The sequence below is a fragment of the Ruegeria sp. AA3 genome, assembly GCF_056542905.1.
In genome coordinates this window covers 1-13,232 of the sequence record NZ_JBQGAQ010000019.1, presented here as the reverse complement: position 1 = coordinate 13,232, position 13,232 = coordinate 1, and the positions used below count along the sequence as shown (strand labels likewise).

Sequence of the window (13,232 nt, the reverse complement as noted above, 5' to 3'; positions counted from 1 at the left end):
GGGGCTGATATTTGTGAGCCATTTGTGGCCTCCTCTTGGCTGCTGCGGTTGGGGCTTGGCTCCCCTTCCGCCGATGGGCTGCACACCGGCCAATCTGATCTGACCGAATACGCATGTATTCGGCGGAACAGAGTGGGTGGGGGCACAGCCCGACCCACGGCCCAGGAGAGGCCAGTCAATGGGTCAACGCCAGCAACTGGTGCGGCCCGCAGCGCGCCTTCGCGCGAGGACACGGGTTGCAGGCTTTGACGACGCGCCCGCGCGGCGCTTGCCCATTGACGGGGCGCGACAGGGATGTTGGGCGGACTAATCAAATTGAAAGAAGCCTGAAGGAGGTGAGCGGGCTGAAAGCCGGTCGATCCTCCACACAGTCCGTTTCTCAGAGCGGCCCGTGCGCAGCAGCACGGGCCACAATTTTGCATCTCGTTGAAAGTGCCTGCGCCCCGCCACATGAGGCGGGGCGCAGGTGCTCAAAGCTCAATACCAGACTTCAAGTTGCCGTCCGGATCGAGCCACGAACGGGCCTCGGCGCAATCCAAGCACATACAGGAGCAACTGCCTTTCACGATGACCGGCGCAAGAAAGATCACCGGATTTGACGCGCCGCATTTGCGGCACGTCATCGGGGGTAAGATTGCGGGGCCGCTCATGCTGCAGCCGCTTTCGATTGACCTGCGGATGCTAGGACAAAATCGGCGGCTTTCTGGGCCTCGGACGCCGCGCGGAAAATCGCCCGCTTGTCCTCCTTGAGCGCTTTTATCCACCCTTCAACATAGGCGGCGCTTTGGTCGAATTCCGGCGCGACACCAATCTGAGCCCCAAGGAAACAAGCGCCGATTTCGGCCACCAGCTCTTCAAAGGCATAGGCCTCGCGGTTCGCAAATTTCTTGATCCGCTCAAGCCGCTTTTCGCTACCGGTCCAGTGGATTGATTCATGGGCAAGGGTCGCGAAATACCCTTTCGCACTAAGGAAGGTCGCCACGGGCGGCATATGGATGTGATCCTTGGCCGGGCTGTAATAGACTCGCGGCTCATCGGTGGTCACGATCTCCGCACCCGTGCGAGCAAAAAACGCCTCAAGCTCGGGATCAACCTCAGTGCCAAGATCGCACGGGGCCTCGGGACGGATGTAGTACTCCTCCGGCAAACCTTCAATCTGATCCGCGTTGAAGACGCGGTATGCTCGCGCATAGGGCAGTTCTTCCTCAATGCCCAGTTCGTTTTCTCGGGTGAACGTCCCGTATTTGACCACGGTCGACGACGTTTCGCCTTTGCGGACTTGGCCGCCCAGCTCTTGGGCCTGCTTGTAGGTCATCCAGCGGCTGGACGCATAACCATGCTTGGCCGCCATGACCCAGAGCATCAGGATGTTAATCCCGCGATACTCCTCGCCGTTGTGCCGCGTCGGCAGGGCAATGCAGGACGCACTCCCGGTCCACGGCTTGCGCCATGGCGGCGTGCCCGTCTCGATCTCTGCAATAATAGTGTCGGTGACATGGGCATAAACATCAAACTTCGGTGCCATTTGTGGCCTCCTCGATCAAAGTGACGCGGGTGAGGCTTCGCGCCCCCTTCCGCCGATGGGCTGCGCCTCGGCCACCTGATCTGACCGAATACGCATGTATTCGGCGGAACAGAGTGGGAGAGGGCAAAGCCCGACCCACGGCCCTGAACGGGGCTGTCAATCGGCCACATTTGCGAAGAAAATGTCTGCGCCAAAATCAGACGCCAATTTGCCGCGCGAGGAATGGCTCGCCTGCGAGACAGGGGAAATTGGTGGCTGATTTTGGGGATGGACTAAGGTTGACCGCCACGGTCAGGGATGTTGGGCGGACCAAACAAAATGAATGATGTCTGGATCGGGGTGAGCGGGCCAACAGCCCGTTGAGCTCCGGTGCAGTCCGTTTGCAAAAGCCGTCCCGACGGGACGACAATCATGTAATTTCGTGGTTAAAGTGTGCTGTACAAGAAATTATTAGAATCATGTTTTCAGGGGAAAAATCGTGCAAGCAGAGGGTTCATTCGGTCGAACAATCCAGCTTTTTCTCGTCGACGGAAAGCCAACTGGGCTGCGAAAAGCGACAATCCATGGTTGGACAGGTTTGCTTTTTGTAAGCGGCGCTTCAGCTTTCGGCGACCTGACCACTCGTGAAGAAGTTGATAGGACCGGTATCTATATCCTATCGGGTCCTGATCCCGAAAAAGCCGGTGCAACCCGCACCTATATTGGCTCCGGAAATTCCGTAGCTGAGAGGATCAAGCAAAGCGCGATCAAAAGAGATTTCTGGGAAACGGCTATCACCATCACGACAAGTGACGATGACCTTTCCAAAGGGCACGCGGAATACCTGGAGGCGCGGCTCATTGAACAAGCGGCCCAAGCAGGCCGCGTCACGTTGGACAATGGCACGCAGCCGGACACCAGCAGGCGGCGATTGCCCGAGGCCGACGTAGCCAATATGGAGCAGTTTCTATCGAACCTGCGGATCATCCTGCCCGTAATCGGCCTGGATATGCTCAAGCCACAACCGCGCGCGGTGACACAGACAGCGAAGCCAGTCGACGAACGAACCGCAGGTGAAGTGCAGTTTGAGATCCGCCACAAGAGCGGTGTCAAAGCGACCGCTGTCGAGGAAGATGGTGAATTTGTTATACTGGAAGGGTCTGAGGCGCTCACCGAGACCGGCTATGTCCAACAAAGCTATGGCAGCTTGAAGGAAAAGCTCATATCCGACGGCACTCTGGTCGCCGACGGCAATCAAAAACTCCGCTTCACGAAACCTTGGTCATTCAACAGTCCTTCAGCCGCCGCTGCTGTCGTCCTGGACCGAAACAGCAACGGACGCCTGGAGTGGAAGGTCAAGGGATCGAAGCAGACGTATCACGACTGGCAACAAGCAGAAGCAAAACAGCCATCGTAGAGCACCCCAACGTCTTGGTTAGACCTGCCCACCAACACCTTTGAATTTTTCGACAAAAGCTGCAATCTTCTCGAAGACCGTCGTCTTCTTGGTCCGAAACTGCGGATTTAGCGGGCTCATTTTGGGGAGTATGGCATTGAGGTCAGCACCGTTTTCACTTGCAAATTCGCGTTTTATGGAAGCAGAAATATAGCGCCTTGCTGCATCAGAATTTAGATCTTCCGATCTGATAAGCTCTTCTACCTCTTTGCGCTGCTCTGCCTGAGCAAAAGAGAAAAATGCATCGATCACGCCTGCCTTATCATCAATCTGATCAAGATCAGTCTGGTTGATAAAGTCCACAATCAGGCTCTCTTTGGCTCGATTTCCAAGGCTACCGCGAATGACGCGGCGAGCATCCTCAATCAGATCCCCTTTGCTCTTCACTTTTTTGTTTTTCTCAAAGATGAGCTCGAGGATGTAGTCGAGGTTGATTTCCTGCGATTTCAGAAGGTCCACTTCGAAAACGACATCATCCCACTCGATGTTGCTTTGTTCTTGCTCCGCCGAAGACTTTTCCCGGCGCAGCCAATCGCGAATGTCGTTGTATGTTGATCTGTAGTCTTGAACTGCTCGGTCTGAAGGCAGTTCTATTGCCTCCAGGTCGCGTAGGTCCTCGTCGCGCAAATAGTGCTTTTGCTTGAACTCCTCAACGGCAGCGGCATCTGCTAAATCTAGGCCCTGGTAGGCTTTCAATGCTGAAAACTCGTCGTAATTTCTGAGCACATTCTCAACTCTCAGATACTCACCAAAGAGCTTCGCAAACTCCTTTTTATCTACTTCTTTGACAATCTCGTCTGGCTTTGGAAAGCGCTCGGTCAACTCCTTCACAACATCAATGAACCCGCGTCGCGCCGCGCCGGTTTCCTGATCAACGAAACCATTCATGTACTCGTCGTAGCTCTTCTCAAGCACGACGTTCTTTGTGTTCTTGTCACCGAACAGCGTGATCGCATCAACGGTCGCTTGCTCAAGGTCCCTGAACGCCACGATATTGCCGAAGGTCTTGGTCGCATCGTAAATCCGGTTGGTTCTGGAAAACGCCTGCATCAAGCCATGGAAGCGAAGGTTTTTGTCGACAAACAAGGTGTTTAGCGTTGGCGCGTCAAAGCCTGTAAGGAACATGCCGACGACAATCAGTAAGTCGATTTCTTTCGAGCGAACCCGGCTGGCAAGATCGCGGTAGTAGTTTTGAAAGCCATTGCTATCGACACCAAAGTTCGTTTTGAAAAAGGAATTGTAATCTTTGACTGCGGCACTCAGGAACTCCTTGGCGCTGCTATTCATCGCTGACACATCGAAGCTCTCGTCTTGAATGTCACCGATCGCATCTTGCTGTTCGTTGGCCGCAAACGAGAAGATCGTGGCGATCTTCAGCGGCTTTTCACTGCCCCCCTGCAGATCGTTCAAGGTTTCATAGTAGAGCTTCGCGGCATCCACACTGCTGACAGCAAACATGGCATTGAACCCACTGCTACCCGCTTGCATCCGGTGGGTTTTTTGACGGAAGTTGTTCAGAATATACTGAGAGACTTCCCGAATACGTTCTGGATGAAGTAGCGCTTGCTTGTTTTCAGCAGCGCTGAGCTTCTTTTCGTCTTGCTCAGTCTCGATGGCTTTGAACCGGGGACGCACATCATTGTAGTCGACCTTGAACTTCAGAACCTTTTCGTCGCGAATAGCATCGGTGATCACATAAGAATGCAGCTCGCGCCCAAACACCCCCGCGGTCGTTTCAGCCCCTAGCGCATTCTCAGGAAAGATCGGCGTTCCGGTAAAGCCAAACTGGTAAAACCGTTTGAACTTCTTCTTCAGATTCTTCTGCGCCTCGCCAAACTGGCTGCGATGACACTCATCGAAAATGAAGACCACCTGCTGGTCATATACCGGCAGGTCACCCTCTGACTTCATCAGGTTGTTCAGCTTTTGGATCGTCGTGACGATGATTTTGTTATCGTCCTTGCCTAAGTTGCGCTTCAACCCGGCCGTGCTGTCGGAACCGTTGACACTGTCAGGGGAAAACCTCTGGTATTCCTTCATGGTCTGGTAGTCGAGGTCCTTACGGTCCACGACGAAGAAGACTTTGTCGATGAAATCCAGCTCGGTTGCCAACCGTGCCGCCTTGAAACTGGTCAACGTTTTGCCGGAACCTGTGGTGTGCCAGATGAAACCACCGCCCTCAGGCTTCCTCCAGTTTTTGGCTTCATATGAGCTTTTGATCTTCCAAAGGATGCGTTCAGTCGCCGCAATCTGGTAAGGCCGCATGATCAGCAAAGTGTCGCTGACATCGAAAACAGAATACTGCAACAGAACGTTCAGCAGCGTACGCTTCTGAAGGAAGGTCGCGGTGAAGTCCTTGAGATCTTTGATCAGCTCGTTGTCAGCTTTCGCCCAGTTCATAGTGAAGTCGAAGCTATTCTTGTTGCGCTTGGTCGTATTGGCGAAATACCGGGTGTCGGTGCCATTCGAGATCACGAAGAGCTGCAGAAACTTGAACAGGGAATGCTCGCTATTGAAGCTCTCTTTGCTGTAGCGGTGAATCTGATTGAACGCCTCGCGGATCGCAACGCCGCGCTTTTTCAGCTCGATCTGCACCAATGGCAAACCGTTGACCAGGATCGTCACGTCATAGCGATTGGCGTGTGTGCCGACTTGCTCAAACTGCTTGATCACCTGCAGCTTGTTGCGGGCCATGTTCTTCTTGTCGACGAGGTAGATGTTTTGGACACGGTCGTCGTCAAAGACAAAATCGTGGATGTAGTCGTCGTGGATCTTACGGGTTTTGTCGACGATGCTGTCGCTCGGCTTGTCGAGGTAGGTCTCGACAAAACGCTTCCATTCATCATCTGAAAACGTGACGTTGTTCAGCTGTTCCAGCTGCACCTGCACATTGGCAAGCATGGCATCTGGAGTCGTCAGAGCAGGCTGGAACTCATAGCCCTGATTGACCAGATCCTGCACCAATTCGCGCTCCAAATCGTCTTCGCTCTGGTAGCGATCGGCGGCGTCCCACTCCTTGGTGTACTTGTCGAGGACGATGTAATTGGGCGTCTCTGCAATGGGTGTCGTTTTACTGGTCATCGGGGCGTAGATCCCTAAATTTGTGCTGATCAATTATATGCTGGACAATGTTGTTGAGTTCGTCTCGGTCTGTTGCGCTCAGTTCACCGGTTTCTTCGCCGCTATGGGCGGAATGACTGGCCAAGTTCAAATGCCGCCACGCCAGCGAACTAACCCTTCCCTCAGTGGTTACCGGCAGCAATTGCTCCCATTTTTTATGCCCCAGGAAAGTTGCTGTCTTTTCCAAGACATTTCGCAGGAACCCGAAGTGATACTTCTTTACGCTCCCGCTTCCGATGGCAGATTGCACCTCTGATAGCAGGTGCAAGTGATAGGAGAATGGGCGATCGTTTTGAGACGAAAGGTCAAAGCTCCCATCTTCATACTTCTGCAATAAGTACGCTTCTGCTTTTGCTCGCGCGTTCCGCCATCTCAACCTAGTGTCGTCATTGCAAAGTTCGTTGTGCAAAACGTTGTAAAATAGCGGGTTATGGGTGGTGATGATGAATTTCAGGCCGGTATCTTTTGCTGATTTGATCAAAGTCGCCAAATCCACGGCCAGCTCGATCAGGTGATTTTCATCTAGCGAGCTGACCGGGTCGTCAATGAAGACATACTCAAGCTCCTTGAAACGGTCACTCTCGTCTTGATCATCCAACAGGATTTCAACCGCTTCTTCCAGCAATGACAGGAAGACACTCCAAACAAAATTACTCTCTTCACCCTTTGAAATCTTGATATTGGGCTTGAGTTCACTGCCACCCCTGAACGAGAAGTGGACCTCTGGGTAGGTGGTTATGTTTTCCCGCCTGCCTTCGCTGTTGGTGATTTGCTCGGTCTTTGGCGGAAATTCCGGTGTTAACCGTTCATCTGTGTAGCGCTGGAAGTGTTTGATGATCCTTTCATCACCCTGAGATTTCAAAATCCAATCGGTGAAAATATTGGGCTGAATGTCAATTTTTCGGACTTCATCATTTTCAGTATCGTTATCCCAGACGAATAGGTCCTCAGTAAATGCGCTGTAGTAAAGGAACTTGCGCTGTGTCAGCTCCAGCTCTTCTTCTTGTTCAGAATCCAGAGAGGGGTGCTCTTTGACAGCACGAGACAACCGGGTCTTCCCGGTGCCATTGAAGGCGTAGACAAGCTGCACCTTCTTGTCAGCATCGACGAGGCTTTGAGCTACTTCTTTTAGTTTGTCTTCTGGTGGATCTGGAATTTCGTTCTGCTCTTCCATCTACTCAGCTCCGTCAGATTTGGGAAAGCTCAAGAGTAGGTCGCGGTAGTATCCATATTGCTGCTGACGCAATTTAATTTCTCGCGGCAGACCCTCGCCAAGAGATGTGGTTAACGCCTCGAACCTTTCGAGGATGTTGACGACGTGCTCTTGCTCTTCGGGAGAGGGAACAGGGATCAAGATCTTGGCCAGACTATCGGCGTTGACGCGCCTGACTTTTGCACCTGTAATATGAACTCTTTTTTGCCTTTGAAACTGCTCAGTTTGGAAGAAATAGGCAACAAACATTGGGTTTAATTTGTGCGAATAGAAGCATGCGTCACTGCTGACTGCGATATCGTCATCACCAAGCCAAGCGACAGCTTTGCAGACATCGTCATCGTTCTCGCTCGTGGTGGCGATCACCAAGTCGCCCGGCTTTGCCATACGAGCTTTTTTGGCAAACTCCTCTGAAACAAAACTTTTGGTTGTGCGGGCATAAGTCCCGTAGTGGGTGTAAATCTGGCCGTAGTGAATACAACCTACTCCAGACTCCACGAAGTCTTTCTTTTGAAGCCCACCGCCACGCGTAAAGGTTCCCACCCGCTCATCACCCATCGGTAAGTGCTCGATGTTTTTGCCTTCATAGTTCAATAACCGCTCGCGATATTGCTCAACCCCCTCGACAATGGCATCGATGTCTTCACGCAGCTGGTCGATCTTCGCGACGGTGGCTTCCAGTTCGGCATCAAGCTTGGCAATTTCGACTACCTCGCGGGTATCCCTAGGCTCAACGTAAGCACTGACGGACAGGTTGTAGTCTTTCTCGACAATCGTGGCGTGAGGGACGGTTTCGGCCACGTGAGCCACGTGCTCTTTGCTGTCGAACATCCTCATGATCTCGGCAATGTGTCGGTCTTCCATAATGTTTATGTTCACGCCTTTGCGGAAGAACTCATCACCTGTCGCATCGATGAACTGGACAGCCGTGTCGGTCTTGTTCTTGGCCAACACGAGAATGTTCACTGCAATAGTCGTGCCGAAAAACAGGTTCGGCGCGAGGGCAATCACCGTTTCAATGTAGTTGTTGTCGACGAGATACTTGCGGATCTTCTGCTCTGCCCCGCCACGGTAAAAGATACCAGGGAAGCACACGATCGCAGCCCGGCCCTTGGCCGACAAGTAGTGCAGCGCATGAAGGACAAAGGCAAAGTCGGCCTTCGACTTCGGGGCCAGCACGCCTGCCGGGGCAAAGCGGTCATCGTTGATCAGCGTCGGGTCATCCGCGCCTTTCCATTTCACCGAATACGGTGGGTTCGACACGATGGCGTCAAAGGGCTTGTCGTCCTGGAAGTGCGGGTCCTCCAGCGTGTTGCCGTACTGGATGTTGAACTTGTCGTAGTTGATGTTGTGCAGGAACATGTTCATGCGCGCGAGGTTGTAGGTGGTGTAGTTGATTTCCTGCCCGAAGAAGCCGTCTTCGATGATGTGTTTCTCAAACTCTTCCTTGGCCTGCAAAAGCAGCGAGCCAGACCCCGCCGCCGGATCATAGATCTTGTTGACGCTGGTCTGCTTGTGCATGGCGAGTTTGGCGATGAGTTTGGACACATGGGTCGGCGTGAAGAACTCGCCGCCAGATTTGCCCGCGTTGGCGGCGTAGTTCGAGATCAAGAACTCATAGGCGTCGCCGAACAGGTCGTTCTTGTTGTCTTCGAATTTCAGCGGCAAGCCTGCCACACCTTTGAGGACCTCAGCCAGCCTTTCGTTCTTCTGTTTGACCGTGCTGCCCAGGCGGTTACTGGTGGTGTCGAAATCGGCGAAGAGACCATTGATATCCTGCTCGGACGGGTAGCCACTTGCAGAAGCCTCGATCGCCGAAAAAATCTCCGCCAGGTCGGTGTTCAGGCTATCGTTCTTGCTCGCGGTTTTCACCACGTTTTGAAAGAGTTGGCTGGGGTAGATGAAGTAGCCCTTGGTTTTGACTGCGTCGACTTTGGCTTCATCGGGGATGTCTGCGTCGGACATGCCCGCATAGTTGATGCTGTCGTCCCCACCTTCGATGTAGTTGGTGAAGTTTTCGCTGATGAAGCGATAGAACAAAGCGCCCAGGACAAATTGCTTGAAGTCCCAGCCGTCGACAGCACCACGTACACGGTTTGCGATACTCCAGATTTCTCTGCGCAATGCCTCAGCCTGTTGTTGCCCGGTCATTTTTGCTCCCCTTCTTGTTTTTGTTCCTGCTCGGTAATCCAGCGGTCGATCTCGCTTTTGCGAAATCGCCACGCGCTTCCCACCTTGAACCCGGGAACCTTGCCCTCAGATGCGAACCGATATGCCGTTTTCTCAGCGATCTTGAGATACTCAGCGAGCTCTTTCACGGTCAAAATGTCTTCGTTGGGCATCTCGAAAATGTCCTCTCTGAGGGATATGGGTTGAAACTAGTTGAAAGGAGGAGAAGCGGCAAGCTTGGCTTCCTAGAGGCCGTCGAGTTCAGCGTGAAGCAGCTCCAGGGCTGCGTTCCAGGGCGGAGAACCCGCCCTGGTGCTGAAGTCATTCGGTCACCGGGTCTTCATCGCGGCGAGGGAAGGCGACCATTTCGACATCGGGGAACATGCTGTGTTTGACGTTGATCGACGTGATTTTGCCGCTGTCGTCGGTGTTGACGAAGAGGACGCCGCAGCGATCCCAGAAGTTCTTGCCGTCTTTTTCGCCGGATTTGACGTTCAGTTTCAGAGTTTGAGTAGCCATCTTTTGATCCTCACTTTGAGTGTTTCGATGAACATGACCAAAGCTGGCATCAAGGGGCTGTCAGCGAGAAACTTGTCTCGCGAGGAATGCGCTGGCGCAGGGGAATTTTCTTGTTGAAGCGGGGCTTGCACCGCGTCTGCTACGGCTGCCCGCTTATGTTCAGCAATCAGAAACACGGCGTTGAGGATCTGAGTTCTGCACTCCAAAATCGACTGCCACGTCGTAACGCATCAGAATGGCCAAGGACCTCAAAATCTCGCTGCAGCCAAACGGCTTTCGATCAATCCAATTCAACAGCGGCCCCAGTTCACGCGCGCGCCAGATCCGCTTCCTCGTGCTCGAAGGCTGTTGCCATCTCCCTGATCTCTCGCTCCGGAGCCCCCAAGGCACGGGCAACATCACGCCAAGCAATAGTCGCTTCGGCCACCTCGGCAATGATGCGATCTGCCTCGCCGCGTTCGAGAAGATAGGAGTCATGTTGCGCGCGGTGCAGGGCGATACTGGCATCCGGGTTGTCATCGTCGACATAGCTCTTTAGCACACGCGGCTGGTTCGGCACGGGGTTGATGTCGTAGGCTGGTGAGAGGTGCCATCCGCCCCGCCCACGCAGAAATCCATGATTGCGCATATGATCATCGAGGTTCGTCACGAGAATGGAGAAGGCGACCCGCCGGTACAGCTCTTCGCGGTCTTGATCGGGTGTGACGCTTTCTGAGGTGATAATGTCTGCCAGATCCAAATAGCTGTAGCTTTCGCCGTCTTTGCCGCCCAGCATCGCCATGGCTGAGATGAACGGGATCCTGCCGTCGTCGTTCCGGTCAAACCGATGGGACAAGAAAACAGGCTTATCGCCAGCCATTTCAAGCGTGTGATCAGAAACCGTGATTCCGGCGCGTCTTGCGAGCTCCAATGCAATGGCTTCCCAGCGTTCCACGCAATAGGTGTCCGTCTCCTTTGGGAACTTGGCGACAGAAAGACGGCCGTGTTGATCGAGGATGCTGGCCTTTGGCCGCGCGCCGCCCAGAGAACTGCCCGGAGCAAACAGCATTTTCAGGTCCTCAGTGGTCTCTTCGCCGCGCAGAACGCGCTGAGACGCATGAAGCAAATCCCCGAGGCTCACGAGGGCAGGCACGCCAATGCCTTCGCGCGCTTGGAACTCGCCATCAACCCTGAAGCGCAGCGCACCCAAACGGGTTTCGTCATTCACCCCAAGCAGGTAGTCGGTTTCTTGCAGCACTCTCGGACGTCGTCCCTCGGCCTCTGCCATGCGCCCCTCATAGCGCCGCATGACCGTTCTACCCCAGGTATCAGGGGCAGAATCCCCAAGCGGTGCAAGCATATCCTGCCCAGCTTCCGGCACGAATTGCCCTTTAACGAGAGGCATGTTTGGCGAAAGCCCGAAGGCATTTTCGTCGGCTAGCCAGTCGTCATGATAGGTAAAGGATACCCGCTCTCGGCCTCGCCCCGCTGTGCGGTGAAGCGTGCCAACCCGTTTCAACCCCTTCCAGTCGATCCAGACCTCAACCATTTTTCAGTCTCGCGCGCTGCGGGAGGTCATCCAGGGCCATCTGCTCGCCAACCGGATCGTCGATATCCCCCCAACCTTTCAAGAGGCCGAGCGCCTGCAGTACTGCCACATAAGTGCCGATCTTGACTGCAGGGTTCCCGCTTTCGATCTTGGCAATGGTCTGCCGCGTTGTGCCAGCGCGCTGCGCAACAATCTCAGCGGTCAGCTTGCGGCGCAGTCGCGCAACACGAATGTTTTCCCCAAGTGTCACGAGCTCTTTACGTGCCGCTCTGGGCATTTTGATCGGAACAGCCATAATAATATCTCCAAGCGACACTAAGACGCCATATGTTACCCTGAGAAAACATTAATGTCAATTTTCGCCACTCAACCTGACGATCCAACGCCCTGCTCGCACCACAGCTTATGTTATCTCATCATAACATTGGGAGCATTAAGGTTGCCATTACGAAACATGGCCTGGTTGCCTCACCGCACACATACAACGCGTCTGCTCGAACGAAACGATTGCGTTCCCTTCGCTCGAAAGTCACGCCTGCAACCCCGCAGCGCGCACCTGTTCGGGCGTCACCAGCTTCGACGCGATCAAGTCCTCGATCTGCCGGTTTGTGATGTGGCGGCATAGAGGATGGCGCTCGTGGATCCACTCGACGAGGCTGGCGCGCCCTTTGGCTTTGGCCTCTCGCGCCTTCTCACGGTCCGCCTGTATCTGAGCCAGCCCCTTTTCCCAACGCCGCATCTTGAACCAGTTGTCTGAGAAGCAGACCTTGCTGCGCGTAAAGCCCTCACTTTCCTTCGCATAGGCTTTGACCGCCTGAAGCAGGTCATCGGGCTCTACCGCGTCTTTCACAGCCGCTGCGATCAGGCGCAGACTGGTCCGCCGGTCTCGGATTCTGTCCTCGGGATAGGCCGCCAAGATCTTCTCAGATTCAAGATCTTCAACCTCCTCCTCCGCCGCCTCGCGCCTGCGCGTAGGTGGTTTATGGATGGTTTTAGGATGGTTTGGGGTCCACCGTGAACCCCGTACCCCGTTCACCGTGGACCCCGTACCGGGTTCAGGCTGGACGGGGTTCACAGTGACCCCCGTGTCGATGTCGGGCTCGGCCGTGGGTTCGAGCGCGGCCACGCGCCCCAATACGATGCGGTAAATGACCGTGTAGCCGTTCTTGCAGTGCCGCCGCCCTATCTCGATCAGAATGCCTTCCCGCAGGAAGTCGATAATGGTGCGCTTCACCGTGCTTTCGCTGAGCTCTGTATGACGCTGGATGGTCCCCTTGGAGCACCAGATGCCCGAGCCATCATCGCTCGCCTTGTCTGCCAGGAACATGATGATTTGCTTGCGCGCGGCGCTGCCAAAGCGGCGCTCGGCGCATTCATTTGCGATGCGCCAGCTCATGATCTCACCGCCAATTGGGTTGAGGTCAGACCGGAAATGCCGTAGGTATTCGGACGGAAATAATCTTCTATGCCGTTGAGGTGGGTGGCCGCCCCCTCAGCGGTTTTTCTTTGCCTTTTCACCATAGGAAAAGCCGGTGAAAAGCCGTTTACTTGGGCCTCGTAACCTATTGAAAAGTGACCCTGAACGAAACAAGTCCGTTTACAATTTTTCCCTTTGAAATCAACAAAATTTTCCGGATTGCAAATCCGTGTACACCGGTTCGATTCCGGTACTCGCCTCCATTTAAAAACAATCACTTACATCACTCCTTGCCGTGTTTGAGGC

Annotated in this window: 10 protein-coding genes; 1 reads left to right on the top strand and 9 read right to left on the bottom strand. The window is 54.1% G+C overall.

Annotated elements, in window-relative coordinates:
* Window positions 1-646: 646 nt before the first annotated feature.
* The gene (locus tag ACR0JR_RS21180; protein WP_480458009.1) at window positions 647-1,525 is read right to left on the bottom strand and encodes an ArdC family protein; all 879 of its coding nucleotides are present in this window, start codon (window positions 1,523-1,525) and stop codon (window positions 647-649) included.
* 478 nt (window positions 1,526-2,003) lie between these two features.
* Here ACR0JR_RS21180 and ACR0JR_RS21175 point away from each other — a divergent pair, with 478 nt between their 5' ends.
* Window positions 2,004-2,921, top strand: coding sequence for a GIY-YIG nuclease family protein (locus ACR0JR_RS21175; RefSeq protein WP_480458007.1), 918 nt, complete (start codon window positions 2,004-2,006; stop codon window positions 2,919-2,921).
* 18 nt (window positions 2,922-2,939) lie between these two features.
* Here ACR0JR_RS21175 and ACR0JR_RS21170 read toward each other — a convergent pair whose 3' ends face one another.
* The 8 genes from ACR0JR_RS21170 to ACR0JR_RS21135 all read right to left on the bottom strand — a co-directional run bounded on the left by ACR0JR_RS21170 (window position 2,940) and on the right by ACR0JR_RS21135 (window position 12,905).
* A complete protein-coding gene (locus ACR0JR_RS21170) occupies window positions 2,940-6,041 on the bottom strand; it encodes an HsdR family type I site-specific deoxyribonuclease (RefSeq protein ID WP_480458005.1) in 3,102 nt (1,033 codons plus the stop codon).
* On the bottom strand, window positions 6,031-7,254 hold the full coding sequence (locus ACR0JR_RS21165) for an AAA family ATPase (protein ID WP_480458003.1): 1,224 nt from the start codon (window positions 7,252-7,254) through the stop codon (window positions 6,031-6,033). Before ACR0JR_RS21165 ends, ACR0JR_RS21170 begins: the two co-directional genes overlap by 11 nt.
* Window positions 7,255-9,444 carry a type I restriction-modification system subunit M gene (locus ACR0JR_RS21160; protein ID WP_480458002.1) on the bottom strand — a complete coding sequence of 730 codons (2,190 nt, stop codon included), beginning with the start codon at window positions 9,442-9,444 and terminating at the stop codon, window positions 7,255-7,257.
* Window positions 9,441-9,635, bottom strand: a complete 195-nt coding sequence (gene mads1 / locus ACR0JR_RS21155; RefSeq protein ID WP_480458000.1) for a methylation-associated defense system helix-turn-helix domain-containing protein MAD1 — start codon at window positions 9,633-9,635, stop codon at window positions 9,441-9,443. The genes ACR0JR_RS21160 and mads1 overlap by 4 nt, the downstream gene beginning before the upstream one ends.
* Before the next feature lie 148 nt (window positions 9,636-9,783).
* On the bottom strand, window positions 9,784-9,981 hold the full coding sequence (locus ACR0JR_RS21150) for a hypothetical protein (protein WP_480457998.1): 198 nt from the start codon (window positions 9,979-9,981) through the stop codon (window positions 9,784-9,786).
* Between the two features lie 307 nt (window positions 9,982-10,288).
* Window positions 10,289-11,509 carry a type II toxin-antitoxin system HipA family toxin gene (locus ACR0JR_RS21145; RefSeq protein ID WP_480457996.1) on the bottom strand — a complete coding sequence of 407 codons (1,221 nt, stop codon included), beginning with the start codon at window positions 11,507-11,509 and terminating at the stop codon, window positions 10,289-10,291.
* Entirely contained in the window at window positions 11,502-11,804 is a 303-nt protein-coding gene (locus tag ACR0JR_RS21140; protein WP_171186123.1) for a helix-turn-helix transcriptional regulator, read from the bottom strand. Before ACR0JR_RS21140 ends, ACR0JR_RS21145 begins: the two co-directional genes overlap by 8 nt.
* 234 nt (window positions 11,805-12,038) lie before the next feature.
* Window positions 12,039-12,905 carry a hypothetical protein gene (locus ACR0JR_RS21135; protein WP_480457994.1) on the bottom strand — a complete coding sequence of 289 codons (867 nt, stop codon included), beginning with the start codon at window positions 12,903-12,905 and terminating at the stop codon, window positions 12,039-12,041.
* Window positions 12,906-13,232: the final 327 nt, after the last annotated feature.

Excerpts from the sequence above, each read along its gene's own strand:
- ACR0JR_RS21135 (WP_480457994.1), bottom strand. The coding sequence starts at position 12,905 with ATGAGCTGGCGCATCGCAAATGAATGCGCCGAGCGCCGCTTTGGCAGC.
- ACR0JR_RS21145 (WP_480457996.1), bottom strand. The coding sequence starts at position 11,509 with ATGGTTGAGGTCTGGATCGACTGGAAGGGGTTGAAACGGGTTGGCACG.
- ACR0JR_RS21170 (WP_480458005.1), bottom strand. The coding sequence starts at position 6,041 with ATGACCAGTAAAACGACACCCATTGCAGAGACGCCCAATTACATCGTC.
- ACR0JR_RS21150 (WP_480457998.1), bottom strand. The coding sequence starts at position 9,981 with ATGGCTACTCAAACTCTGAAACTGAACGTCAAATCCGGCGAAAAAGAC.
- ACR0JR_RS21140 (WP_171186123.1), bottom strand. The coding sequence starts at position 11,804 with ATGGCTGTTCCGATCAAAATGCCCAGAGCGGCACGTAAAGAGCTCGTG.
- ACR0JR_RS21160 (WP_480458002.1), bottom strand. The coding sequence starts at position 9,444 with ATGACCGGGCAACAACAGGCTGAGGCATTGCGCAGAGAAATCTGGAGT.
- ACR0JR_RS21165 (WP_480458003.1), bottom strand. The coding sequence starts at position 7,254 with ATGGAAGAGCAGAACGAAATTCCAGATCCACCAGAAGACAAACTAAAA.
- mads1 (WP_480458000.1), bottom strand. The coding sequence starts at position 9,635 with ATGCCCAACGAAGACATTTTGACCGTGAAAGAGCTCGCTGAGTATCTC.
- ACR0JR_RS21180 (WP_480458009.1), bottom strand. The coding sequence starts at position 1,525 with ATGGCACCGAAGTTTGATGTTTATGCCCATGTCACCGACACTATTATT.